The sequence below is a fragment of the Pseudomonas sp. PONIH3 genome (assembly GCF_002934345.1).
Taxonomy (GTDB): domain Bacteria; phylum Pseudomonadota; class Gammaproteobacteria; order Pseudomonadales; family Pseudomonadaceae; genus Aquipseudomonas; species Aquipseudomonas soli.
Genome location: NZ_CP026386.1, coordinates 305,617 through 330,004 on the forward strand (window position 1 = coordinate 305,617; position 24,388 = coordinate 330,004).

Consider the following 24,388-nt stretch of genomic DNA (forward strand, 5'->3'; position numbering starts at 1 on the left):
ACTATGGGCACTCAGTTACCAAGGCATGCGTTCTACTTTACAAAAACCTTCATCTCGGCGGCCAGTCGACATGGCATTGCGGGAGGCCTGAAGAAAGCCACTGCAGGCGCCAACCCGGTGCTCATGAGCATTGAAGCAGCATCAGCGGTACTCGGGGCGATCGACTCCTACTTGACTTTACGCCAAGCCCAGGTGCACCGCGACGGCTTGAAGGCTCTGATCCCCAAGGAGGAAAAGCGTCTGGAGCTTGAGCGTGAGGCACTTGCCCAGGATATTGATCTGGCGCGAAGGGAGATGACACAAGCAGCCGCTGTTCGTCAGGTTGTGGGGCGGATGACGCTGCGTTGCGTTCAACTGACCCGCCATTGCCTGGATGAATTGGCGCTGATCAGGAAAGGCGACCTGCCTGATGTTCAGTCATTTGAAACGGCTCTGGAGCGGTTAATGGAGGCTGATCAAGGCTTGCGTCGTAGCGTGGAATACTTCAACACCAGTGTTGCTTGACCGGAGTCTCAACCATGACCAATGAACGATTCAAACTACCCGCCAGTCTTGCCAAGGCTACACCCCGCAGCAAGTCCACCAACGGGGGCAATGATGCCCTCGACCTGGCCAAGGAGCAGACGCGCCAGGCGCGGATCAAGCGTGATACCGCCATGAGTGGCGATCGCGCCCAAGTGCTTACCGAGGGTATTGGTCTACTTCGTGATCTGGTTGGTGTATTGCATTCGGCGGTGGAACTGCACAAAACCTCTATTGAATGGAAGGGACGCGTAAGCCTGGCCGAGGCGCAAGTGCAACATGCACAAAAAGAGCTCGAAAAAATCCAGGCGCAGAATGCGCCCGAGCTTCAGCGGTTGAACCAAGTTGACGATGTGCTCAAGCCCCTTCTGAGAGTATTCGAGAAGCTTGAAGCCGTCATGGATCCGTCCTTGATCAACGATGATCACCAGCGCGAGGTGCGGGCGAGCATGGAGGTTCTGGTAGGTCGCCTGGTCGAATTAGTCCAACCAGGGAAACGCTGATCAATGTTCATGCTACTGCTGGCTGGCATCACTCTGACTTCCACTGCCATCAGTTGGTGGAATGGGAAACGTCTGGATGATGTAAATACTGAGATTGAAGCATTAGAAGCTGAACTGGCTGCTATTCATGGTGCACATGAACGCAAAACTGCTGCGCTGATTCGTCCCTACCTGGTTCAACTCGTGAAGATGTTTGAAAGAGAGTTGGCGATGCGGTCCGAAATCGCCAGTGAGTTGGAACGGGCGCACGCACGGGCCAGACAGATACTGAAAGCCCGCTTTGGCGCGCGTGAATCAGCTAGCTTCCGTCAGATGATGCTTGAAATTGAGCTTGCCCGGGGGCGCGTCACAGCCGAACGCGCCTACCTTCAAACCACCGCGCAGTATATTCGCACCTTATTTGGTGAGGTGCCCGCACAGTTGCCGACCGTTGCCTGGCTGGAAATGCCTGCGGACTACCCTTGCGAGGGCGCCGTGATTTCGTTGCCACACGGTCTACGCGGGCGTCTGCAGAATTATACCGTCGAGGCCGAAGCGTTTGATGGTCGAGGAGTATTCTATGCGGTTGATCATGAAGCACGCTTCGCCCGCATTGGCAGTGCCAAAGTGAAATTGTTGGATGCAGCAAGAGGCAGCAGTGGCGAGCCGTTGACAGCGACAGTCGTGCGCCTGGATAACAATGAGGCCCAGTTGCAGATGCAGGATGCCACCTTGCGTTTGCCACTTGGCAGGCAGGAAGGGCAATGGATTAAACCAGGCGCGGAGTTGGAAGTATTTGCGGACGGCTGGACGCTCACCGACGTGCTCGGTGATTCGCGGTCCCACAGTTTGCCGGTGAGATTGCACCCTCGTATCTCAGGCCTGGAAGAGTATTGGTGGCCAGTCGCCCTGGGCATCTGTGATGAGCACATCCCCCTGATCCATCAGATGTGGGACTATTTTCAAACACCGGCAATCCAGGATAGGCCTTGGCACATTTATGAGAATGATGACGGCCGTCTTGTCTTTCAGTTGGGCCGTTATGCCCTAGTCACTGAGGCCGATGCCGAGCAGCGATGTTTTCGGTTGCTGGACGCGCTTGAGGCTCGTGAGTCGCCTGAAGACGTTTTGCGGTGCTACGTGGCCCTTACCCCCGTCCTCATAGGGAGTACGGATGAAGAGTTGGCCAACCGCAATCGTTTCCAGTCCTTTGTGTGTGCCTTGAATGAAGAGCGCCTTGGCCAGCGCGAGGCTGCCCGTCAACGACAGGTTGCCCTGCATTTACGCAAACTCTCGTTGGTGTACCGTGAGCAGCAGCTCTACCTGGAGCAAAGTGCAAGCTGTGGTTTTCTTCCCGGCCAGGTCGAGGAAAACGGGCGTAAGGTGACAGGCTTGCTCGGTTCCCAAGGTGTTCCTGGCTGGTTGAAGGACGCGTTGGGCGAGCAAGGCTCACCTCGCCTACGAGCAGTCGGGCGAGATCGTGTATGGCCTCTGCAGTCGTTCAAGCTTTTGGATGCCCAACTTGGTATTTGCGAATTCATCCTGGACACGCATAAGCGGATGAGCGAAGCCGAGATCAACCCTTTCGATTTGTTTCGGCTTGAATTGGTCAGGGAGGGCAATCAAAAAGAAACGCTATCCAAAGCTCTTGAGAAAGCGATCACTGGTGATTTTGTGGCACCCTCGGTTCACAACGCCATCTTTACACTCAGCCCGGAGCCTGGCGAGACGTTGAATCTGGGGCAGGACGCTGTGCTTCAAGTATTGGCGTCGCGCGAGCCCGTAGTGGCGGTGTGGGGACCTCCAGGTGCCGGGAAGACAACCACGCTGGTTCAGTGGCTCAAGACACTGTTCCCGGAACAAGCTCCCCACCTCTGGCCGCGTATCCTGATTACCGGCCCTACTCACGTCGCGGTGACCAAGCTGATCGAGGATCTGCTTGAGGCAGCAGAGTATTTGCGGCCAGTTACAGTGCGTTACGGAAAACAGGACAAGATTAGTGAAGCGCTTGAGCCCAATTGGCATCAAATTAAAGTCGATGCTTTGAGCGCGGGAGATGCAGAAATCAGTCCTCAATTGCACGAAGCTTGGCTGTCTCTGCTGAAGTCGCGCAAGGGGCGTGAGGCTGCTAGCCGCTGGACATTCCGTGACAAATTGATCCACGGTGCTACCTGCACGGGCATGGCGCGTACTGATTTCGCCTTGTTGAAGGAACCTTTCGATTGCGTGATTGTGGACGAAGCAGGCAAGGCCTTTGCTGCCGAACTGATGATCCCGGCGGCCATTGCTCGGCGGGTAGTCCTGGTCGGGGATCACAACCAGTTGCCGCCAACGGTGACCACTGATGTGCTGGATGAGCGCATCGGGTATACGTTGCCGCTGGCGGAGGTCGAAACCCTGCTGCGCAAGAACTTTTTCCAGGAACTGTATGAGGGGCTAGGACCGCAAGCCAAGGGCATGCTAACCGTGCAATACCGGATGCATGAAAACATTGGTGACCTAGTCAGTACTCTGTTTTACCAGAAGCAACTGACGTCTCATCGCAAAGCGGGGAACTGGTCCCTGACCGATGCCCGCGCACTGTTTGTAGATTTCTCCAAGATGCAGAATTACCGGCATAGGAAGGCAGGTACGGGAGACACGCCTAACTCGTTGGTCAACTCCACAGAGCGCGCCGCGCTCTATCAATTGCTCAATGCTCTGCACAAAAGGGTTAGTGCAGCGAGAGTCTCCTTGAAGCTGTTGGTTATCTGCCCATACAAGGGGCAACTGGAAATTGTCACGCGTGATACGGCGGATAAGCACTATGCGTTCCAGTTGTCCGTTGCAACTGTCGATGCTGTACAGGGGGGAGAAGCTGACATGGTGATCCTGTTGATGACCAGAGCAAGTGGGGACACCCAGTTTCTCTTGGATCGCCATCGATTGAATGTGGCGCTCTCCAGAGCGCGTGACTCAGTCATCATCCTGGGGCACCTAGACTGTCTGGCAGCCGGCGGCGCGGGACCGATGGCAGAACTGATCGCGGCGGGGCGCGCCAAGAACAGCCTGAAGGTCATCTCGCTTCCCGACGGAGCAAAGTTTTCGAAGGATCTGGTGCCGGCGGTGTTCCCAGTGTCAACGGCTTCGGCGATTTGATGTAGCCGTTCGGCCAACACACTTTCCGATGCCCCCGTCGAAGGCCATGGTATTGCCTATTGGGGACTCATTATATGGTCTGGGGAGGTCTGCGAAACCCAGGGGCTATTCGCCCTGATCAAAGCGCGGACACTGCTGGAGCATGTCGAACAGTTCCGGCTGGCCGCAGGGGAGGCGGACCGAGCAGCACGATGTCGTGCAGCAGCGCTCGTTGCGTTGCGAGGTCGGCCTGGCTGGCGCTAGTGAGCAGTGTGCTGCTGGCTGTACACGTGCCGACACGCTTGCTGAGCAATTCGAACGTTGCCCATCGCTTTGGCGGGTAGGTGCTTCGCGTCCGCCTCGTCAAGCTGGGGCGAAAGCCCTGTGGGCGGCGGAGTGAGAACGCTGGGCAATTACCGCTTGGTGCGGCAGCTCTGGGTTGCGTTCAAGATCTGGATGAGGCGTGCCTCAGGATGGCCTTGGTCGGGGCGGTCGATCGGGCTGATTCCGGCGCTACCCTTATCGTCTCGGCAATGGGGCAGGAGAATGGTTGCTCCATTCTGCATACAGGCGAACTCGGTGCCGGTAATGTCAGTTTGCCTGTACGCCTCTTCATAAAATGGCGGGGGCGGTGTAGGATCGGACCTCGTGCGGCAGTGACCCGTATTCCCCCTCGACGCGCGGTGCTTTTGGCGTCTGTGCGCATTACTTTTGAGGGCGGCAGAAGCGAAACAGCATGGCTTGTATTTCGCCTACCTCGTTGAGATAAACTCCAAGCAGGGATGCAACAGTATGCCAACCGGCAGTGCGATTATTATTGGAGTTAATCCGAGAGAAGCGAATCTCAAGCGAAAAGTGCGAGAGCATTTGCACCAGCTAGGTTTCACTAAAACCCAGGAAGGTGCTCTTTGCCCACCTGGAAATGGCAAAGAGGCGATCCGCGCATTGCATGGGGCCCAACGAGAAGAACGGCTCTCCGCCAGTGAAGCCTTCGTTGTACGCAGCGGCGCCAAGCTAATGCAGTACTTTGCCGATGGCCGAGAGGTGGTGCCAGAAAAAATTTCCCCTGTTCTTGAGCGCGTCTCGTCAGGTACGTGGCAGAGCGAACTCTTTCGGCTCGCATCGTTGTCGTGGTCTGTGCCCGTGTCCAATGGTTTTGGCAGGCGCTTGCGTTACCTAGTCTGGGACCAGGCGAATGGCAAACTGATGGGGTTGATCGCCATAGGGGATCCGGTTTTCAACCTTGGCGTAAGAGACAAATTCATCGGCTGGAATACTAATGACCGAGCTGCCCGACTGGTCAACCTGATGGATGCATATGTCCTTGGCGCGATCCCACCCTATAACGCCTTGCTGGGCGGTAAGCTGATTGCTTGTCTCCTTCGCAGTCGGGACATTTATGATGATTTTGCCAGTGCCTACGGCGGGTCCACCGGCATTATCTCGCAGGCGGAAAAAAATGCGCGTCTGTTGGCGGTCGTGACGACCTCATCCATGGGGCGCTCCGCGGTCTACAACCGATTGAAGCTGGGTGGCACGCAATACCTCAAGTCCATTGGCTTTACCGGCGGCTGGGGCCATTTCCATATACCCGACTGGTTGTTTGTTGAGCTTCGAGATTATCTCCGAGATCTCGATCATCAATATGCAGACCAGCACGCCTTTGGCCAAGGTCCTAACTGGCGGTTGCGCACCACGCGAGCGGCGCTTAAGGCGCTAGGATTCAAGGACGACCTCATGCGCCACGGCATCCAGCGTGAAGTATTTATTTGTCAATTGGCAACCAACGCCGCGAAGCTTCTCCACAGCGGCAGCGGAAAGCCGGATACCCAATCACTGTTGTCAGTCCGTGAAATCGGTGAGTTAGCACTGAATCGGTGGTTGATCCCGCGTTCAATGAACAGGCCTGACTTTCGCTGTTGGAAATCTACGGATCTCATCCACCTCTACGGCCATCAGGCACGGCTTTTCGCGGCTCACGGTCATTTAGCCACTGAGCCGCGGCGTATTATCAGTTTGCGCGGATGAATGCGAAGGGTATGAGCGATGGATTACGCCATAGATCGAGTGACGAATAAACCGGTTACCGCAGATTTAGCGACACGCTCCGGATATTATATTTGTTCTTTCTGCCGCATGCGGGTGGGGCTTCGCTCAGGGCCATCGCGGAAAAACTACTTCGCCCACTGGCGTGGCGTGTCCTCCAGTTCCTGCGCTTATTTCATGTCCGGGCCACTGAGCCATGTCAACTCTGATAAGGCTCAACCAGCATCGATGCGGCAGATGGATCTGCGCTTGATGATAAAAAAAGGTGAGAACGCAGGGGCGTGGTGGATTGAATTAGTCTTGCCTCCCTGTCGTACATGTCACGCTTACATCAACCTCGATGTCGGCGGCAGGGTGCAGAAGCTTAATATGCGCGGGATGGGCTCAGGTTTCAGGGTAACCGCAGAGCCCACAGCAAACGACTACAAAATCATTTCCTTCGAAGGCAAGCCGGACCCTTTGTTCGTATCAGGCGTTGCCAGGACATGCCCAGGCCTATCTGCGGTGGGTGCAGCCGTGTTCACCGCCATTGGTCGGGATGGCGACAGCGGCTTCCCCCGCGCGCAGGTGTTAAGTCGCTCCGAGACTTATGCCCTGTTATGGTCAGTACCGGCGACACCAGTCTTCCCTGAGGAACTGCTGGTGGACAGGTTCAAGTCAAGGCATGGATGGCAGTTGGCCCTGGTAACGGTTCCGGATACCCCGTCAGAGGCCTGCATAAAGTGGTTGGAAGAATTTACCCAACTGAGCGTTATGCCTGCGACACCCTCGATCACAACCATTTGGCCGTTCCTTACCCGTTACTCCAGCATCAATACGGTTGAATACATCGAGTCTGAAGCGGTCATCCTCGCCGCTCACCGGATGCCGGGAGGAGCACACGACGGCGGGCCAACCTTGCAAGCCGTTAACCAGAATGATCGCATTTCTGTAACGGCGCCCGATCGGTCACCTGCGCTATTCACTGTGATACGCGAAGGAAGCGATGATTTCAGGATCGGAAAAACCGGGCATCCGGATGTCGATAAGTATTTTTCCAAGAATAATTCGCTGGCGCGAAGCTACAAACACCCTACGGTAGACTTGGTTTTCATTGACGATAAAGGGGAACGTGTTGTTGCCCCATTGCACCGCAGGGGATGCCAAACCTATGTCATGGCGACGAGAGCACAGGAACTGTGTTTCGATTCTCTGGCAATGCCGATGGGCACCAGGGGAAGGCTAGAGGCTATTTCACCTAATGGGCATAGGGAGAGCCGGCACCTTGTGTCTAGCGACGTGACGGATGACCACACCTCGCAGAAATGCCAGTTGTCCCCTGCGTTGAATAGCCTGCTCAAACTTTATATCACCGACCCCAAATACCAGATCTACCTGGATTTCGGCGGGTTCGGACGGTTGTCCATCGGCGCTACGCAGCCGATGGACAACCCAACAACCGTACTGCTTTCGCTTGGGCGGTCTTTAAGATTGCGCCTGCGTTGTTTTCTATCTCAGCTACACGCTGGCGGAGCGATTGCACTCTCTGGCAGTGACCAAGGGTTGGTCAACGCCTTCTTGGCCGCGCGTCCCAATCCGGGACTGGTACCGAATTATCGGCAATTGGCGGCTGATGTGCGTGCACGTGGATTTGATATTCGATCTTCAGGAGATGGGGTCTCGCGATGAGTTACCTGTACAGCCAAGAGGCAAGAGAGCGGATCTCGGCGCTCGGAACAATGATGATTACCGAGTTCATCGAAGAGGTACCCCATGCCTTTCGCAAGTCGTTCTTTGATCGTCAAGCCTCAATTCCCGGCTTTAGGCGAGGATCCCCACCTGAATTCAAGGAAAAGCAGAGGCGCTTGATCGGGCATCTGGCGCATCCACAGCCCGGACATAAAAGCGAGGCTGACTGGCAAGCCTTCGCTAGCCTGTGGGTAGCGTGGGCCAAAAGCCGCTTGGACAGTGCCTTTCCCACCGCAGACACCTCCCCCCAATTGGCGGATGCGGGTGCTGGCTTCTTCAAGCGCTTAGCCGAGTTGTATCCTGATGCCTCAAGGGAAACGGTAGAGCGGCTGGCGACGTACAGTGGTTTCGCCGAAGATCCTGCCATGCAGGCCGCCCTGAATAGCTTTCATCCGGCTTCCACCCTCGCCAGGGATCGGATGATTGATGGTTTGCCGGGCCGTTTGGATAAAATTGAGGGTTATTTTGACTTAGCTGAAACGGCGGCCGAGGAAATCGCCGAGCGCATTGACCAACTTGAACTGACGGCGACAGTAACCACCGAAGCGGTTGAGCAGATGACGGCCAACCTCAGTGGTGTTCACAAGGATATCGCTGAGTGGCGTACCGCACTGCAAAGCGTCGATCTGCGCTTGGAGCAGGTAAGCGAACTGGCTCAGTCAACGGGTAGCGCGCAGCAGGAGGCGTCGACAGCACTGGCTGACTCAGACGTGCGCGGCGAGCTCATTTCGGAGAGGGTAAGCGCCCTAGCTGCCCAGGTAGAGAACTTGGTTGCCGAGCGTGCGCGGGTTTTAGTGCTCGAGGAAGCACTGGCGATCCTCAACGCCCGGGGTCTCGACTGGGATGCCGCGGCAGCCAACCTTGCTTCACTGCACGCGCGCGTCAACACCCAGGAGTCTCGAGTCGTCGGACCGAGCCATGAAGTCGGGGGTCAATCACGCGTCCGCTTGATCGAGAACGAAGCAACAGGTCCGTTCGTCGAAATAAACTCCATAGAAGTTGCCTGCCAGGTCATTGCCAACAACCTTCAGGCAAGCGGCGTAGTGAAGCGCGAGGCCAACAGCTACGCGCGGCATATTTTGGCGGCAATCATCTGCGGCCAACTTATTCAGTTCAAAGGTTCAACCGCGGATTTAATCGCAGATGCGGTCGCAGCAGCGGTAGGAGGGGCGATCTTCCATGAGTGGCGAGTTCCCGTAGGGCTAGTATCAGAGGACGCAGCGACAGATTGCCTCGAAGTGGTAGCCGAGTCGTCTGGATGCTTGTTGCTCAAAGGCGCGAACAGGTCGGCATTCGAGGTGTATGGCAGTGCCATTCGCGATGTTGTGGCACGTCGTCAGTTCGCCACGAGTGTTAACAGTCGCTTGGTTCTGATTGCGTCTTGGACCCACGGCCCTGCGGCGTTTCCGGACGGCGGGACGCTGTCAGAACTCGGGCCGGTGTTTGATACGGACGAGTTTGCTATGCGTGGGTTATCGGCGCAGATGCCGTTAATGCAGTTCGGCCAACTGACCGTGGATGATTGGAAAGCCCTGCACAACCAGGCTGAAAACACTCCATTGGCACTGCTAAGCACGCTGAGGGAGCGTCTAGGGCAGGTGGACTTTGCTCCAGGGAACCTGTGGCTCAGGATCGCTGACCGAGCGTACGCTCAATTGCGACTAGTATTGCAAGGTCCTTCTGAGCGAGCGCTTCACACCGTGATGAAGCAATGGGCACTGCCATGGGCTCAATCACTCGGGGGGCCAGTAGAGGCGCTTACCCGCAGCACGACCGAGTTACTGAGCGACATCGACGCGGACGCCGTGCACGCGGAGAGTGTTGAGTGAAGTGGGTGGGGGTTAATCGCGACGCCACCCGGAAAACCTTGGCCGCCGCTTTGGGCTGCAGAAACGACGGTGAAGGATTAAGGGTCGCAGCAGTAGCGGAGTGCTTGCGGGCTGCATCCTATCTTTGTTCCGCGCCCAGGAATGACCGGGAAGCTTGGGTGCCTGCGACCACGCTCAGTTTGACAAGTATAGTCCGCCAGCGTTTGACGCCTCTGTGGCCGACTCTCGACGACGAACACGCTGCTGAACCAGGTATCAAGGCGATTCTGTACAGTCTGGGTGACCTTGGGGATTTGGTGCGACTCGACGGCGGACGTTGGTTAACGCCTTCACCCCAGGCGGTCAGACTTGGGGACAAGCAGGCAGTGATCATCGGCGGGGGGCCCGCACAAACCTTTCCCTGGCCAATCGCGATGCGCGGGGCAGGGCGGGTCAGACTAGTCAACGTCGATGCCTGCGCGGAACGGATTGACCTCTGGGAGCCAAACGAATGGATTGGCTCCCCCATCGAAGGATTGCAGGCGTGGTCGACCCAGTTGTTAACCAGCGCCAAAGAGCAACTGGCGCCCGCGACGACTGAATTAGCGGACATTTCAATTCGGACCAGTGGTAAATGGATCGCGCTGTCTGCTTGCGCGACCGCCGAAGGGCTCTTCCTCGCCAGATGCCGTACAGGTCTACGGTTTGAGTATTTTGTGGTCCAGGTGTCGCGGGGGTGTCTGCGGCAACTGACGGGACTGCGACCGCAACAGGCGAGGCGCTTGCAGTTTTATTTCGACGTGCAAGCCGGTCATCCCATGAAGGTTGAAGCGCATGTGTCGCAAGTACATGTTCGACTGCGCCTGCATCGTTACCTGCCACGGGAAGAGACAAAAGCGCTGCTACTGGGCTGGCAACTGCCGTCACTCGGCGGCGGCGTAGGGACGACCGACTATGTGATACCACGTGAGCTGTTTCCGCTCGTGCGCCAAGCACTTGCAGGGTTGAGCGTGGAAGTGGCTGAGCGCCAGTTTGCCGAGGGAAGTTAATAATGGGTGGGATTTCTATGAATGAAGCATCTGGTGTTCATGAGACTGCGAAAAGCCTGGCGGATAGTCTTCGACAATATATCGAAGCTCAATACCATATTCGCGATGAAGGGCTCGTGAGAGAGCGCCACGCTCTTCTCCTAAGTTCTGAAACGATTGTCCAGACGCCTTATGTGGAAGCGACCTCAGTCTACAAAATTGGAGATCCGTTCAACCGACTTCCCATTCCCAAGGTCGCCGCCGATATGCTCACCCAGTTGTCGCTCATGGGGCTCGGGCTTTACCCTCGGCCCTACGAGCACCAATCGCAAGCGCTAACTGCGTTTCTAGGTGACGAGGCTGCAGATTTAGTTGTCGCAACAGGTACCGGTTCCGGCAAAACCGAAAGCTTTCTTATGCCAATTATTGGTCAATTAGCCATTGAGGGACAGGAACGGCCCGACTCGGCGCAACTGCCGGGTTGTCGGGCACTGTTGCTTTATCCGATGAACGCCTTGGTTAATGATCAATTGGCGCGAATCCGTCGCCTAGTAGGAAACACTGACGCATCGTCGATCTTAACGCAGACTCGTTCCCACCCGATCCGCTTCGGCAGTTATACCGGGCGCACCCCCTACCCGGGAGAGCGCTCCAAAGAGCGTGACGAGCGCTTCATAGAGCCGCTGTTTGAAGAGTTTTATAACAAAGTCGCCGAAAAGCCTGCCGTGAAAGGTGAGCTCGTGAGGATTGGGCGCTGGCCAAGCAAGGATTTGGTAGGTTTCTATGGCGCTGCAGCCATCGAAACGAAGACCTACGGATCGGGTAAGAAAAAAGGCGACAATTTCACCAAAAAAAACTGGACCGGTCGGCTTCAAACCCAGCCTGGCGACCGCGAAATGATGACTCGCCATGAAATGCAAGCACGTTGTCCCGAGTTATTGATTACTAACTACTCCATGCTCGAATACATGCTCATGCGGCCTATCGAGCGCGACATCTTTGATCAGACGAAGGCATGGCTCAAAGCGGACTCGCGTAACGAGTTTATCCTCGTGCTGGATGAGGCACATATGTACAGGGGGGCCGGGGGGGCCGAGGTGGCCCTGCTGATCCGACGTCTCTGCGCTCGGCTCGATATTCCACGAGAACGCATGCGCTGCATTATGACCAGTGCGAGTCTGGGACCTGCTGAAACTGCGGCAGTCGATGGCGAGCGCTTTGCGCGGGACTTGACCGGTTTGGCTGATACATCACCACGGCGCGTCAGGGTAATCCAGGGGACGCCGGAGGAACGTTCCGCATCACAGGCAGCGCCAGCAGAACAACTCAATGCGCTGGCGGATTTCAATTTGGCGGACTTCCAGCGCTCGGCCGATGACCTCGTCGCGGCCACCGAGGCCGCAGCGCAACTGGCACGACGGTTGGGCTGGAGCCAACCGCCGAGTCAGGACCATGCCGCGTTTCGCAACTGGTTGTTTGAACGTCTCACGGGGTTCGAACCGCTGGAAAACTTGATTACCGCTGTATCGGGTCGCGCAGTTCGCTTAGATGAGTTAAGTGATCTCCTGTTTGGCAATTACCCAGCGGTCGACGCACAAAAAGCTACCGACACGCTTTTGGCGCTGGGGAGTTACGCACAGCGGAGCACGGATGGCCGGGTCTTGCTGCCGACTCGCCTGCACCTCTTCCATCGGGGGTTGCCAGGGTTGTTCGCTTGCGTGAACCCTACTTGCTCCAAGCGCTTAGGTGATCACGACGGGCCCACGATTCTCGGCCGCCTGTATACGAAACCCTCGACCCAGTGCGGTTGTAAGTCCAATGGACGTGTGTATGAACTGCTTACGCATCGTGATTGCGGGGCAGCTTTCTTGCGTGGTTTTGTGAACGAGGAGCAGAACTTCGTTTGGCACCAGCCCAGCGGTCCATTTTCAGATGGTGCGATTTCTGCGCTGATGCCGATAGAGTTGTGCGTTGAGGATGCCACTCATCCCCGCAGTCGTCACATCGATAAATGGTTACACATGGCCAGCGGCATCCTCACGGATGATCAGCCGAGAGACGAAACCGGGTTCCGTAGGGTCCGCGTACCGGACAAGGCGGCAGACGCAGGTGATCTGACTTTTGATCATTGCCCTGTCTGCACGCGTAAGATTAGAAATACCAAAGATGATCCATCGAAAATCATGGATCACCTTACCAAAGGGGAGGCTCCGTTCACTGCGCTCGTTAGGACGCAAATGGCGAAGCAGCCTGCCAGTCGAGCCAAAGATGCCCGGCATCCCAATGCAGGGCGAAAGGTTTTGATTTTCTCGGATGGTCGACAAAAGGCCGCTCGACTAGCGCGTGACATTCCGCGCGACATTGAACTTGACGTGTTTCGGCAGGCTGTCGCCTTGGCATGTCAGAAACTGAAGGACTTAGACAAACCCGCCAAACCCGCCGGCTTGCTTTACTTGGCATTTCTTTCCGTGTTGACCAAGCATGACCTCCCTATGTTCGATGGCGGTGATTCAAGACGAGTTGAGAGCGCACGCAAGTTATTTGATGACAATTATGACTCTGACTTGGCGGAAGCCATTGAGGCGAATTTTTCACTACAAGAGATTCCGGCGCGCTACCAAATTGCCCTTCTTAAATTGCTTTGTGGCAACTACTACTCACTGTCCGGAACCATGGTCGGTTTCGTTGAGCCAACGCCTCTGAAACTTAGAAAGTTGAGGCAGCACCTGGTGAATGCCGAGCTTGCGATAAGCGAAGCGAACGTCCGCGAGTTGGCCGTAGGTTGGATAGACTCGATGCTGCAAGAGTACGCATTCGATAGATCGATTGAGTCAGCCTACCGCTACAAGGCTGCGGGCTACTCGAAACCGGCATGGGGCAGCAACGGTCAATTTGGTAAATCGCTGAAAGAGAGCCTGATCAACCATTTCGGTTGGTCGAGTGAGGTGGTTCAGCGCGTTGAAGCGATCTTCCGAGATCAGTTGGCAGAGGAGGACGATGGTCACTGGTTCCTGGTGCCTGACTCCCTAGCCATTGTCGTCGACTTGGCGCATTGTTGGGCGCAATGCGCTGACTGCACAGCCCTGATGCCCTTCGCTTTGGCAGGTAAGGTTTGCCTGGCGTGCGGCAGCGACGCGGCGTCCTCCATCGATCCGATAAACAGCGATTACGTCACGGCTCGCAAAGAGTTCTGGCGACTTCCGGTGGCGCGCGCCCTAACACCAGGTGCAGAGCTATCCAACATGAGCGTCGAGGAACACACGGCGCAGTTGTCGAACCGTGACCGCAGTCGAGTGCATGCCACCACCGAACTCTACGAAATGCGATTCCAGGACGTGCTTATTGAGGATCGGGACCGCCCGATTGACGTGCTCAGTTGCACAACGACGATGGAGGTAGGGGTCGACATTGGCTCGCTGGTAGCGGTGGCGCTGAGGAACGTTCCTCCGCAGCGGGAAAATTACCAGCAACGCGCCGGCCGGGCAGGGCGGCGCGGTTCGTCGGTATCCACCGTCGTAACCTATTCACAGAATGGACCACATGACAGCCACTACTTCTTGAACCCAGCGCGTATCGTGGCGGGCCCCCCACGTACACCGGAGGTCAAGATAGACAATGCGAAAATCGCGCGCCGGCATCTTCACGCGTACCTGATCCAGACTTTCTTCCATGAAATCATGGCGCAAGGCACTGGCGCGTCGACTGAAAAAACCTCGTCGTTGCTCAAAGCGCTTGGTCCGACCGAGGATTTCTTCTGCAGTTCCGACCAATCCGGCCCGAACTTGAAGAGCTTTGAGGCTTGGGTGACACGTCGGGTGCTCGCCAGCGACGGCGATCTCCGAGAGTCAATTGTGGCTTGGCTACCGCCGGGGTTGGATACCCGCGGCCTTTCGTTGATGGAGTGGTTAGCCGCGACCAGTCAACGCTTACTCGTGGAACTTAAGAAGCTTGGTTCAACCATCCAGGTGAATGCCACGCATGAGGAAATCGCTGGACAAGAAGCCCAGGACATTGAAAATCCCTCATCAAGTATCGAACAGGCGGAGCTTCTGGAGTTTCTGTTCTATCACGGATTGCTCCCCAGCTACGCGTTTCCGACCAGCTTATGCAGCTTCCTAGTAGAAAAGCTGACTAAAAACGCGCGAGATCGTTGGGACGTGCGCACGGTGCAACGACCGCAGCAGTCGATTATCAAAGCGTTAAGCGAGTATGCCCCGGGGCGCCTCATCGTTATTGACAAGAAAACCTACCGTTCGGGAGGCGTCTTTGCAGATCTACCGCCGGGAGTTGTGAATCGTGCGGGCCCGCTCTTCGAGAACGCCAAACCGCATACACACTGTAAAGCCTGCTCGTTTGTGCGTGACCCCAATCGGTCAGCGAAGGAACAAACGGGTTGTCCCGTCTGCGGCCAACAGTTGATAACTGAACTGATGATTGTGCCAGAAGTTTTCGGGCCGGAGAGCGCCGCTGACTTGCCAGATAATGACCGTGAGCAAGAAATCACCTACGCGACGATGGCCCAGTTGCCACAACCCGTTGATCCGGAGATTTTCAGTTTTTCCGCATGTGGTCCCTACGCGAGCTTTACCCATGCGGTAGACCGCACGCTCGTCACCGTCAACCGAGGCAAGGAAGGCACAGGCGAGGGTGGCTTTTCAGTCTGCATGGAATGCGGCAATGCCTCGGTCTTCGATCAGGAGGCAAACGCGGGGGCCCATGAACGTCCATACAAACAACTCGGTCCAAAAGGAACACCGCCGAAGTGCTCTGGTAAATTCGCACGCGTGTTGCTAGGCCATGACTTCGATACGGACCTTCTCCTGTTACGCCTCAAAATCGCCTCGCCAATTGTTACCGATACGGTCAACGGGGTGGTGTTGCGCATTCTCGAAGATGCCTTGCATTCGCTTGCAGAAGCGCTGCGGCTAGCGGCCAGTCGGCATCGGCAATTAGATCTGGACCCTGCCGAATTCGGCTCTGGCTTTAGGATTGAACCCGCGCTGCTGGATGAGGCTCGCATCCTGGATGTATTTTTGTATGACACGTTGTCAGGGGGGGCAGGGTACGCAGAGATTGCAGCTCGACACATGGAGGAGGTTTTGGACGCGACTCTTGAGCTGTTAGAGAACTGTACATGTGAGAGCTCCTGCACAGAATGCCTCAATCACTTCCATAACCAACATCTTCAACACCGCCTTGATAGACATTTGGCTTCGATGCTCTTGCGGTACGCCATACGAGGAGAGGAGCCGGCATGTTTGCCGGCGACGGGGCAGATGGTGAAACTGGCCCAGCTTCGAGCCAGCCTTGAGTTAGCAGGGTATGCCTGTAGGGTTGGCTCGATTCCCTCTGCTCCCTTGCTGGTTGACCGAGAGGGTAAAACGGTAGCGGTGGGCTGCTACCCGGGGCTCATCGATAGTCTGGAGCGCCAGCAACCCATTGGCGGCACTGCAGGAGTTCACGCAGTGATCGGGCTCAACGAGTACCTGCTACGCTCGGATCTGGCGAACGCCCAATTGAAGGTACAATCGCTGTTTAAATCGTAGGTGGATCTGTTCTAGTTTTGAAGTTCAGTTGCCCGGCCAGTCACTCCCCGTGACTGGCCGGGTCGTTTTGAGCGTACGCTCAACCGCCAGTTCTGGCCCTCACGGCTTGTTGGCGATCGTTACGGAGGTCTTTTCTGCAGTCTCATTCATCGCGCCATACTGGCTCGACAACTGCTGCTGGAACGCAATGTTTGCGCCCAGGACGAGCAAGCTGTCTCGCGGTTAGGGACAGTTGTTTCCGGATAGGCAGGATCCAGCTACAGAGCGCATCTGAAGCAGGTGGACGATCAAGAGAAAGCTGCCAACACCGACCAGATCTGCTAGCAAATTGCTATAGGCGGACGTGAAAGGGACCCCGTTGCTGATCGGATCAATGACTACCTCATTGGCGATCGAGAAAACCACTGTCCAGCACCCACCTGCCCATGGGCTCCACGGAATTCCTTGCTGCAGGTCACGGCGAATACCCTGGATGCAGGTAGTGGCAGGCGTCGTAGCTAAGTCGGATCAGATCGACGCCGAAACGTTGGACCAGTACGAACACCGCGCATACCAACAGGAACGCGGTGATCGGAATACCCGCGTACTGAATCGCCCCTGGTTTCCTAGACACCTCCAAGCCTCATAATTGCCCAAATAGGAGGAGCCATGAGTCGTCAATGCCCGGTGCGCATCAGAGAGTTAAGGCATTACTTGAAGGAAGCACACCCCTGAAGCGCTCATGAGATCATAAGGATCAGGCTCAGCTGACTACCTTAGAGGTGGTCAGTTGAATCTCATTAAACGTAGCATCCTTTCTTGCCGACCGAAGCAATCGCGGATCGCGTGCGTCAGGCCCGTTTAGCATGCGTGTCGCTGTCACTCGTGCAATGAAGACGGCGACTATTTTGATGCCGACTGGGCGAAATCGCTGCCCGTTGATTTGAACGCAAGAGGACTCATCAGTTGGAGATGCCGCCAGGGATCATCGCGTCATTACTGATGTGCGACTGATCGGACGTTGCGGCCCGCTAAGCTAGAGTGAAAAACAAAAGGCTCAGTAGCAACGACCCCGCCTTCTTTGTCTGGCGGACAATGTGGAACGGGTTTCAGGTGAGTGCAAAACAGCGCTGGTTGATCAAGGTTGGACCTATAGCTCGCTGGTGATACTCCGATTCATCGGTTTCGAAATAAAGCGCGAGTTCGATCCTGCCCAATGTCCTGCGCGCGCTCTTTTCATGTATTCACCAGAGACCTCGAAACTGATTGATATCTGCTGTTTGTGAATAACGATACTCCTCAGGTGAAAAGCGTCCCTGTGGACCAAACAGTAAATCGGCCGTTAGATTTTCGAGATAGGTGATCGCCGCCGGTTGCGCATATCGCATAAAGTACTCGCGCTGTTCCGCAGATAGACAAGCTCGGTGTTTCAGACATGTTCTCACCATTTCCGCCAGTACATAGCCGCGTATGTCGTATCGCTCATCCATGGCGCAAAGGATGGTTCGATAGCATAAGTGATAGTTCGGTTTCTGGCCGGTCTGTAGGTAGGCGTCGTTACTCATCCTTGGCTCCCGGCCTGCCAGGAGGCCAGAAATTGCAGCACCTGCTCAGCTTGGCCCTGACTGACCAGTTGTTCCGCAGTTCGCCCTTCGAAAGTTAACAATTGATCTTGGCGGAACCAGCCAATGGCTTGCTCGACAGTAACTCCGGTCTCAGTCACCGTCAGAACCACCCGTAGGACATCTGTTATGAAGCGTAGCGCTGCTTCGGAGTCAGGCATGGTTGCACCATCTGACTGGCTTTGGCGATAAGTAGTGAGGTAAACGTCAAACTCAGCTGGGTTGAGGCCAAAGACCTTGGCGTAACGCTCCCCTGGAGAGGTTGTCCCTTTCGTGTTGCATAGGTAATCAGCCAGTTCTGCAGCCGACAGCGCGGTTAACTGAAATGCCTCTTGGTTCATGACTTGTTCCCCTCGCGACCTTTCGTTAACAGCATGCCCCCAAATCAACAGTAAGCAAAGCCATAGCTTTGTGGTTTTTATGGTCGACGTGGCAAGGGCGGTCGTTCAGCGGAATCGTATGTACGTCACGGATGTGGAGCTTTCAAGCAACGGCTTGGAATCCCCCAATGACACAGTAGACACAGAAAGGGCCAGGTTGAACGACTAAGGCCGCGTGATGGCGGTGGGCGGCCTGGAACTAATGTTTAGGGAATGTGCGGCAGGGTCGATTTGGGGGATTGACTTACCGCTTTTTGGTCTTTTCAGTTCTGATCACTAGTAGTGGTGCGCAGCGCCGGTTCGCAAGATACCGGAGACCGGCAGGTCCATGAAGTCGTGGTAGAACGACATACCGGTCATGGACCCCGAAACGACTGAGCAGCCGTGGTAACCGCGATCACGGGAAATGATCTTTTTCTTCTTCGGCAGACCACGCAGGTTGTTGTAGTACCACACCAGCTTGGCTTGGGTTTCGTTGGCGTCGGAGCCCGACAGGCCGTAAAACACCTTGCTCATCTTGCCCGGGGCCATTTTTACCAGCCGATCGGACAGCCGCGCCAACTCGTCGGTGGTGTGCGCGGCATAGGTATGGTAGTACGCGAGCTTGTGGGCCTGGCGGGAGATGGCTTCGGCTACCTCGGTGCGGCCGTAGCCGACGTTCATGCAATACAAGCCGGCGAAGCCGTCGATGTACTCACGGCCGGTCGCGTCTGTGATGGTGATACCTTTGCCGGTCTCGACGATTGTTGGGTCTCCCAGTTTCCCGGAAGCGAAGTCCTTCAGGTGGGTGAACGGGTGCAGTACCGCGCCACGATCCTGGGCCGAAATGAGGTCGATCTTTTGCTTGTCCATGGTTGTTCTCCTGTTATTTGATCAAAGGCCGCCGACGCAGACGTATTTGAGTTCCATGTACTCGGCCAGGCCATGTTTTGAGCCTTCCCGGCCCAGGCCGGACTGTTTCCAGCCACCGAAAGGAATCGGTGCGCCGGTGAATTTCGGCGTGTTGAGCGCGACCATGCCGTACTCCAACTGCTCGGATACTTGATCGACAAGAAGACCGCACTGGCCAACTGGCCAACAACATCACCACCCTGGAACAGTTGAAAGATCCGAAGGTCGCCGCGTTGTTCGGCTCCAGTGGCAAGGCCGAGCTGACCAGCTGCGACCCGGCGTGGAGCTGTGGCAAGGTGATCGACTACCAGATGAAGGCGTTCGAACTGACCGGCACGGTGCGCCAGGTGCGTGGCAAGTACGAGGCGCTGATGGCCGACGTGGTGACCAAGGTCAAGGGCGGCAAACCGGTGTTCTTCTATGCCTGGAGCCCGTCGTGGGTGACCAATGCGCTGGTACCGGGTAGCGACGTGCTGTGGCTGCCTACGCCCAAGGACGCGCTGCCCCCGGACATTCCCAACGACGGCTCGGCGCTGGTCAAGGACGTCGAGGGCTGCGCCGGCGATGCCAACCCGTGCCGTATGGCCATGGGCTCGTGGAACTACCACACGGTGGCGAACAAGCAGTTCCTCGCCGACAACCCGGCGATCCGGCAACTGATGCAGCAGGTGCATTTCCCCACTGCCGTGTGGTCGCAGTGGGAGGCAGCGATCGGTAAGGAGGGCGGCTCGCCGGAAATGATCCGCAAGCTCGCCGACCAGTGGATCGGCGCCAACCAGGCGCAGTTCGATCAGTGGATCGCCGCGGCCAAGTGACAGTCACGCCGGGGCGGCTGGCGCCCCGGCACTTATCCAGTATCGAAACGGAGAACCTTGCATGAATCAGGAACTGTTTGAACGCGGGCTGCAGACCCGTCGTGAAGTGTTGGGCGACGCCTACGTGGACGCCGCCCTGGCCAACGCCGATGAGTTCGGCATGCCGATGCAGGAACTGGTGTCGCAATACTGCTGGGGCGATGTATGGAACCGGCCGGGCCTGGACCGGCGCACCCGCAGCCTGCTTAACCTGGCGTTCATGACTGCGCTCAACCGGCCCCACGAGCTCAAGCTTCACATTCGTGGCGCGCTGAACAACGGGGTGAGCAAGGACGAGATCCGCGAGGTGTTCCTGCAGGCGGCGATCTACGCTGGGGTGCCGGCGGCAGTGGACAGCTTCCGCTGTGCCCGTGAGGTGTTCCAGCAGGGTTGATGCCCTGGCACGGGGCTCTCGCGTCAGCGCTATCGCGAGTTCGCCCCGTGACTCAGCCGCTGCAGGCACACTTCCAACCCTCCCCACGGTGATATTCATGGACTACCGCTACTTGGGCCACAGCGCCCTGAAGGTCTCCCCCTTGTGCCTGGGTACCATGATGTTCGGCGGCGCGACCGACGAACCGACCGCCCAGCGCATCATTGCCCACGCCCATGCCCAGGGTGTCAACTTCATCGACACCGCCGACGTTTACACCGGCGGTGCCGCCGAGTGTATCGTCGGCCGGGGCATCGCCTCCCAGCGCGACGACTGGGTGCTGGCCAGCAAGTTCGGCTCACCCGTCGATACTGCCCCGAACCGCCAGGGTCAGTCGCGCAAATGGATCAACCAAGTCGTCGAAGCGAGCCTCAAGCGCCTCGGCACCGACTACCTCGACATCCTTTACTTCCACCGTGCCGTTCCCGGTGTGACCTTGGAAGAAGGCGTGCGCGCCGTCGGCGACCTGATCCGCCAGGGGAAGGTACGTTATTTCGGGGTGTCAAACTTCCGCAGTTGGTACATTGCCGAAGTGGTGCGTCTGGCCGACGATATGGGCCTGGACCGGCCGGTGGCCAGCCAGCCGCTGTATAACCTGGTCAACCGCAGCGTTGAGGTCGAGCATTTGCCTGCCGCCCATCACTACGGTTTGGGTGTTGTGCCTTACAGCCCGCTGGCGCGGGGTGTTCTGACCGGCAAGTACGCTCCAGACGGCCCGCCACCGTCGGACAGCCGGGCAGGGCGCGGCGACCAGCGCATCCGCCAAACCGAATGGCGGCGCGAATCCCTGCACATTGCCCAATCGGTCGCCGCCCACGCCGCCTCGCGCGGCACCAGCAGCGCTGCCTTTGCTCTGGCCTGGGTCCTCAACAACCGCTGCGTGAGCTCGGTCATCGCCGGGCCTCGCACCGAGGCGCAGTGGTACGGTTACCTAGAAGCATTGCAGGTGCGTATCGAGGAGCAGGACGAGTGCTTCGTCGACAGCCTGGTACCGCCCGGGCATTGCTCCACGCCGCACTACACTGACCCTAGCTACCCGGTCGAGGGGCGTTTCAGTTCTCCCTTGCCTCGGCGGTAATGTCCCGCCGATCGTAAGCTTCACTTGGATGGCGAGCAGACCAACTTGCTGGCGCTCAATGCCGATATTGACGCTACCCGGCCAGGCCACCGAGGCCGGGGTATGAGGCGAAGTAGGGCAGCAAACAGGCGATTGGCCAGCGGGCTGTGGTGGTAACGTTCAACCCTGCAGCGTTGCCATTGAAAGGTCAGAAAGCGTGCTCGCCAAAGTATCCATGTCTTCTCCACAGCGGATACCCATTCAAATACCCTTTCCGCACAAATCATTTGCCAGTCGGGTGGTTTTCAGCGCGCCCCCGAAAGGCCAGCATGACCTCGTCGGTCCTTCCAGATGCAAAGGGGAACGGGCCATGTTCTGACTCTGTTCGGTCCATTGTACTGGTCTTCAACCTCTGGGTGGCTCAGGTTTTTAGACTGGTCGCGGGTCGCAACACCTTAGACTGAGGTTCATATGCCCGCTGCTTTCGCCATGCTCATCGGTGCACAACTGCTGGGGGAAATTGCCCGGCGCCTGTTCCATCTGCCGTTACCTGGGCCAGTGATTGGTATGTTCCTGCTCGCAGTGGCACTGGTCACTTTTGCCAACCATTGGATTGTCCCAAGTGATGGGGCACCGGCGCCGTTGACGCAAGTGGCGCAGTCGCTGATCGGTAACATGGGATTGCTGTTTGTACCGGCTGGCGTAGGTATTGTGGCCGAGTTGGGTGTACTCGAGCGAGACTGGATACCGATTGCGGTCGGCCTTCTAGTTTCTACACTGCTTGGCCTGGTGGTCACTGGCTTGGTGATGCATCACCTGACGCGTCTGGCTGAACGGCGTCAAGCATCGGCGAGTGAAGAGGATCGGGCATGATTAGTTCATTGCTTGCGTTATGGACACCATTGGCAGTCTCTCCTCTGTTATGGCTGTCGCTGTCGTTGTTAGCCTTCGTGGTCGGTCAACAGGTGCAACGTCGATGTGCAGGGGCCGCCTGGGCGAATCCCGTGTTGATAGCCATCGTATTGATGGTCGTGGTACTGCAAGCGACCGGGACCGGTTACGACACCTACTATTCTGGTGCGCAATTCATCAATTTCCTCTTGGGACCAGCAACTGTCGCACTTGCGGTACCACTCGCACTTAACCTCAGCCATGTGAGGCGCAGCTTGAGTGGGGTAGGGTTGGCCCTCCTGGCCGGTTCGCTCACCACGACGCTCAGCGGTGTTGTGCTGGTCTGGTTACTGGGAGGGGATCGGAGTGTGGCGCTTTCTATGGCACCCAAATCGGTCACTACGCCAATCGCCATGGCATTGTCGGAGGAGGTTGGTGGAGTCCCCGCACTGACCGCCAGCCTGGCCATTGCCGGGGGAATCGTAGCCGCAGTCTTGGGGCGGAGTGTGTTGGGTTGGCTACGTGTCGACGACTGGCGTGCCCATGGGCTGGCTGCTGGGGTCGCCGGCAGTGGGGTAGCCGCCGCGCAGATTGCTCCGCTCAGTGGGTTGGGGGCTGCGTTCGCGGCGGTCGGCATTGGCCTTAATGGACTGTTGACCGCAGTGATCGTCCCCCTGATCAGTTCCCTGTGGCCTGCCTGAGTGTTGCTTTACCCCTATACGGGGTAATGCGCCGGGTATGGCAGGCGGGCAACGCCTGACTCGACTGCAGCCTTGGCAACTGCGCTCGAAATCGCTACCAGCAAGCGGGCATCCATCGGTTTGGGCAAGATGTAATCCCGGCCAAATGCCAGACTGTCCAGTTGATAGGCCTGCAGTACGTCACTTGGGACCGGGGTTTTGGCCAACTGTCGCAGTGCCTCTACCGCCGCAATTTTCATCGCTTCATTGATATGTCGAGCCCTCACATCCAGGGCACCACGGAAGATGAATGGGAAGCCCAGCACGTTATTCACTTGGTTGGGGTAGTCAGATCGACCGGTGGCGATGATCAGATCGTCACGCACGGATTTGGCCAACTCAGGGCTAATCTCTGGGTCAGGGTTGGAGCAGGCAAACAGGATTGGCCTCGCTGCCATATTGCCGAGTGCCTCAGGGGTCAACAGGTTCGCACCAGAAAGACCCAAGAATACATCGGCGCCTTGCAAGGCCTCGTCCAGGGTGCGTGCTCCTGAGTCATTGGCGAATGCCAACTTGTGCGGATCGAGACCTTCACGACCAGAGTGGATCACGCCTTGACGGTCCAGCATATACAGCTTGTCGCGACGGGCGCCGAGTGCAACCAGCAGGTTCATGCAAGCGGTTGCTGCCGCACCGGCACCAAGACAAACGATGCGAGCGTCCTCTAAGCGCTTGTCCTGGATTTCTAGCGCATTGAGTAGACCGGCCGCAGTCACGATCGCCGTACCATGTTGGTCGTCGTGGAAGACAGGGATGTCGCACAGCTCAATCAATTTCTGCTCAATCTCGAAGCAGTCCGGCGCCTTGATATCTTCAAGGTTGATGCCACCGAACGTGTCGGCTATGCGTGCCACGGTATCGATAAACGTCTCGGGCGTCGTGGCCTTGACCTCGATATCTACCGAATCGATGTCCGCAAAGCGCTTGAAGAGCAGTGCTTTACCCTCCATCACTGGCTTACTGGCCAGCGGGCCGAGGTTGCCGAGGCCGAGGATCGCCGAACCGTTGCTGATAACGGCGACCAAGTTGCCCTTGCTGGTATAGCGGTACGCATCATCTGGGCAGGCAGCGATAGCCCTTACTGGCTCGGCGACGCCTGGGCTGTAAGCCAAGGCAAGATCGTTGGCGGTGTTGGCCGGCTTACTCAGTTCGATACGGATTTTCCCTGGCGTGGGATGTTCATGATAGTCCAGGGCTGCTTGCTTGAAATTGGAGGTCATGGGTTCTCACCGATCATGATTGGGGTGGAAAGGCGCCGGTGAAC

General features: G+C 57.1%; 18 protein-coding genes and 1 pseudogene. 13 read left to right on the forward strand and 6 right to left on the reverse strand.

Annotated elements, in window-relative coordinates; all coding sequences use genetic code 11:
• Nucleotides 1-3: 3 nt before the first annotated feature.
• From C3F42_RS01355 to C3F42_RS01390, 8 genes are all read left to right on the forward strand, one after another.
• A complete protein-coding gene (locus tag C3F42_RS01355; RefSeq protein ID WP_004577312.1) occupies nucleotides 4-504 on the forward strand; it encodes a hypothetical protein in 501 nt (166 codons plus the stop codon).
• A gap of 14 nt (nucleotides 505-518) precedes the next feature.
• Nucleotides 519-1,025: a hypothetical protein gene (locus tag C3F42_RS01360; protein ID WP_004577313.1), complete on the forward strand. Its 507-nt coding sequence runs from the start codon at nucleotides 519-521 to the stop codon at nucleotides 1,023-1,025.
• A 3-nt stretch (nucleotides 1,026-1,028) separates the two neighbouring features.
• A complete protein-coding gene (locus C3F42_RS01365) occupies nucleotides 1,029-4,142 on the forward strand; it encodes a DEAD/DEAH box helicase (RefSeq protein WP_004577314.1) in 3,114 nt (1,037 codons plus the stop codon).
• Between the two features lie 720 nt (nucleotides 4,143-4,862).
• Nucleotides 4,863-6,149 carry a Druantia anti-phage system protein DruA gene (locus tag C3F42_RS01370; RefSeq protein WP_228379868.1) on the forward strand — a complete coding sequence of 429 codons (1,287 nt, stop codon included), beginning with the start codon at nucleotides 4,863-4,865 and terminating at the stop codon, nucleotides 6,147-6,149.
• Nucleotides 6,150-6,167: 18 nt separating this feature from the next.
• The gene (locus tag C3F42_RS01375; protein ID WP_023102077.1) at nucleotides 6,168-7,835 is read left to right on the forward strand and encodes a hypothetical protein; all 1,668 of its coding nucleotides are present in this window, start codon (nucleotides 6,168-6,170) and stop codon (nucleotides 7,833-7,835) included.
• Nucleotides 7,832-9,724, forward strand: a complete 1,893-nt coding sequence (locus C3F42_RS01380; RefSeq protein ID WP_004577317.1) for a hypothetical protein — start codon at nucleotides 7,832-7,834, stop codon at nucleotides 9,722-9,724. Before C3F42_RS01375 ends, C3F42_RS01380 begins: the two co-directional genes overlap by 4 nt.
• Before the next feature lie 158 nt (nucleotides 9,725-9,882).
• Entirely contained in the window at nucleotides 9,883-10,752 is an 870-nt protein-coding gene (locus C3F42_RS01385) for a hypothetical protein (protein WP_049955556.1), read from the forward strand.
• A gap of 17 nt (nucleotides 10,753-10,769) precedes the next feature.
• Nucleotides 10,770-16,277: a DEAD/DEAH box helicase gene (locus tag C3F42_RS01390; protein ID WP_031642613.1), complete on the forward strand. Its 5,508-nt coding sequence runs from the start codon at nucleotides 10,770-10,772 to the stop codon at nucleotides 16,275-16,277.
• A 454-nt stretch (nucleotides 16,278-16,731) separates the two neighbouring features.
• Here C3F42_RS01390 and C3F42_RS29225 read toward each other — a convergent pair whose 3' ends face one another.
• The 5 genes and pseudogenes from C3F42_RS29225 to C3F42_RS01410 form a co-directional block, all read right to left on the reverse strand.
• The gene (locus C3F42_RS29225; RefSeq protein ID WP_156179934.1) at nucleotides 16,732-16,890 is read right to left on the reverse strand and encodes a hypothetical protein; all 159 of its coding nucleotides are present in this window, start codon (nucleotides 16,888-16,890) and stop codon (nucleotides 16,732-16,734) included.
• A gap of 610 nt (nucleotides 16,891-17,500) precedes the next feature.
• On the reverse strand, nucleotides 17,501-17,821 hold the full coding sequence (locus C3F42_RS01395; RefSeq protein WP_023102075.1) for a hypothetical protein: 321 nt from the start codon (nucleotides 17,819-17,821) through the stop codon (nucleotides 17,501-17,503).
• Nucleotides 17,818-18,219, reverse strand: a complete 402-nt coding sequence (locus tag C3F42_RS01400) for a hypothetical protein (protein ID WP_004577320.1) — start codon at nucleotides 18,217-18,219, stop codon at nucleotides 17,818-17,820. The genes C3F42_RS01395 and C3F42_RS01400 overlap by 4 nt, the downstream gene beginning before the upstream one ends.
• Nucleotides 18,220-18,534: 315 nt before the next feature.
• Nucleotides 18,535-19,110 (reverse strand): aminotransferase class III-fold pyridoxal phosphate-dependent enzyme, encoded by a 576-nt coding sequence (locus tag C3F42_RS01405; protein ID WP_004577321.1) that lies wholly within the window; start codon nucleotides 19,108-19,110, stop codon nucleotides 18,535-18,537.
• A gap of 21 nt (nucleotides 19,111-19,131) precedes the next feature.
• Nucleotides 19,132-19,302 (reverse strand): annotated as a pseudogene (locus C3F42_RS01410) (aldehyde dehydrogenase family protein); the annotation flags it as partial.
• Nucleotides 19,303-19,358: 56 nt separating this feature from the next.
• Here C3F42_RS01410 and proX point away from each other — a divergent pair.
• From proX to C3F42_RS01435, 5 genes are all read left to right on the forward strand, one after another.
• Nucleotides 19,359-19,964 carry a glycine betaine/L-proline ABC transporter substrate-binding protein ProX gene (proX, locus tag C3F42_RS01415; protein ID WP_004577323.1) on the forward strand — a complete coding sequence of 202 codons (606 nt, stop codon included), beginning with the start codon at nucleotides 19,359-19,361 and terminating at the stop codon, nucleotides 19,962-19,964.
• Nucleotides 19,965-20,025: 61 nt separating this feature from the next.
• A complete protein-coding gene (gene pcaC, locus C3F42_RS01420) occupies nucleotides 20,026-20,397 on the forward strand; it encodes a 4-carboxymuconolactone decarboxylase (RefSeq protein WP_004577324.1) in 372 nt (123 codons plus the stop codon).
• A 97-nt stretch (nucleotides 20,398-20,494) separates the two neighbouring features.
• Nucleotides 20,495-21,514, forward strand: coding sequence for an aldo/keto reductase (locus C3F42_RS01425; RefSeq protein ID WP_004577325.1), 1,020 nt, complete (start codon nucleotides 20,495-20,497; stop codon nucleotides 21,512-21,514).
• Between the two features lie 450 nt (nucleotides 21,515-21,964).
• Nucleotides 21,965-22,366, forward strand: a complete 402-nt coding sequence (locus C3F42_RS01430; RefSeq protein WP_004577326.1) for a CidA/LrgA family protein — start codon at nucleotides 21,965-21,967, stop codon at nucleotides 22,364-22,366.
• The gene (locus C3F42_RS01435; RefSeq protein WP_004577327.1) at nucleotides 22,363-23,085 is read left to right on the forward strand and encodes an LrgB family protein; all 723 of its coding nucleotides are present in this window, start codon (nucleotides 22,363-22,365) and stop codon (nucleotides 23,083-23,085) included. The genes C3F42_RS01430 and C3F42_RS01435 overlap by 4 nt, the downstream gene beginning before the upstream one ends.
• 14 nt (nucleotides 23,086-23,099) lie before the next feature.
• On the opposite strand, the gene C3F42_RS01440 is transcribed toward C3F42_RS01435, so the two are convergent.
• On the reverse strand, nucleotides 23,100-24,344 hold the full coding sequence (locus C3F42_RS01440) for a malic enzyme-like NAD(P)-binding protein (RefSeq protein ID WP_004577328.1): 1,245 nt from the start codon (nucleotides 24,342-24,344) through the stop codon (nucleotides 23,100-23,102).
• Nucleotides 24,345-24,388 lie beyond the last annotated feature (44 nt).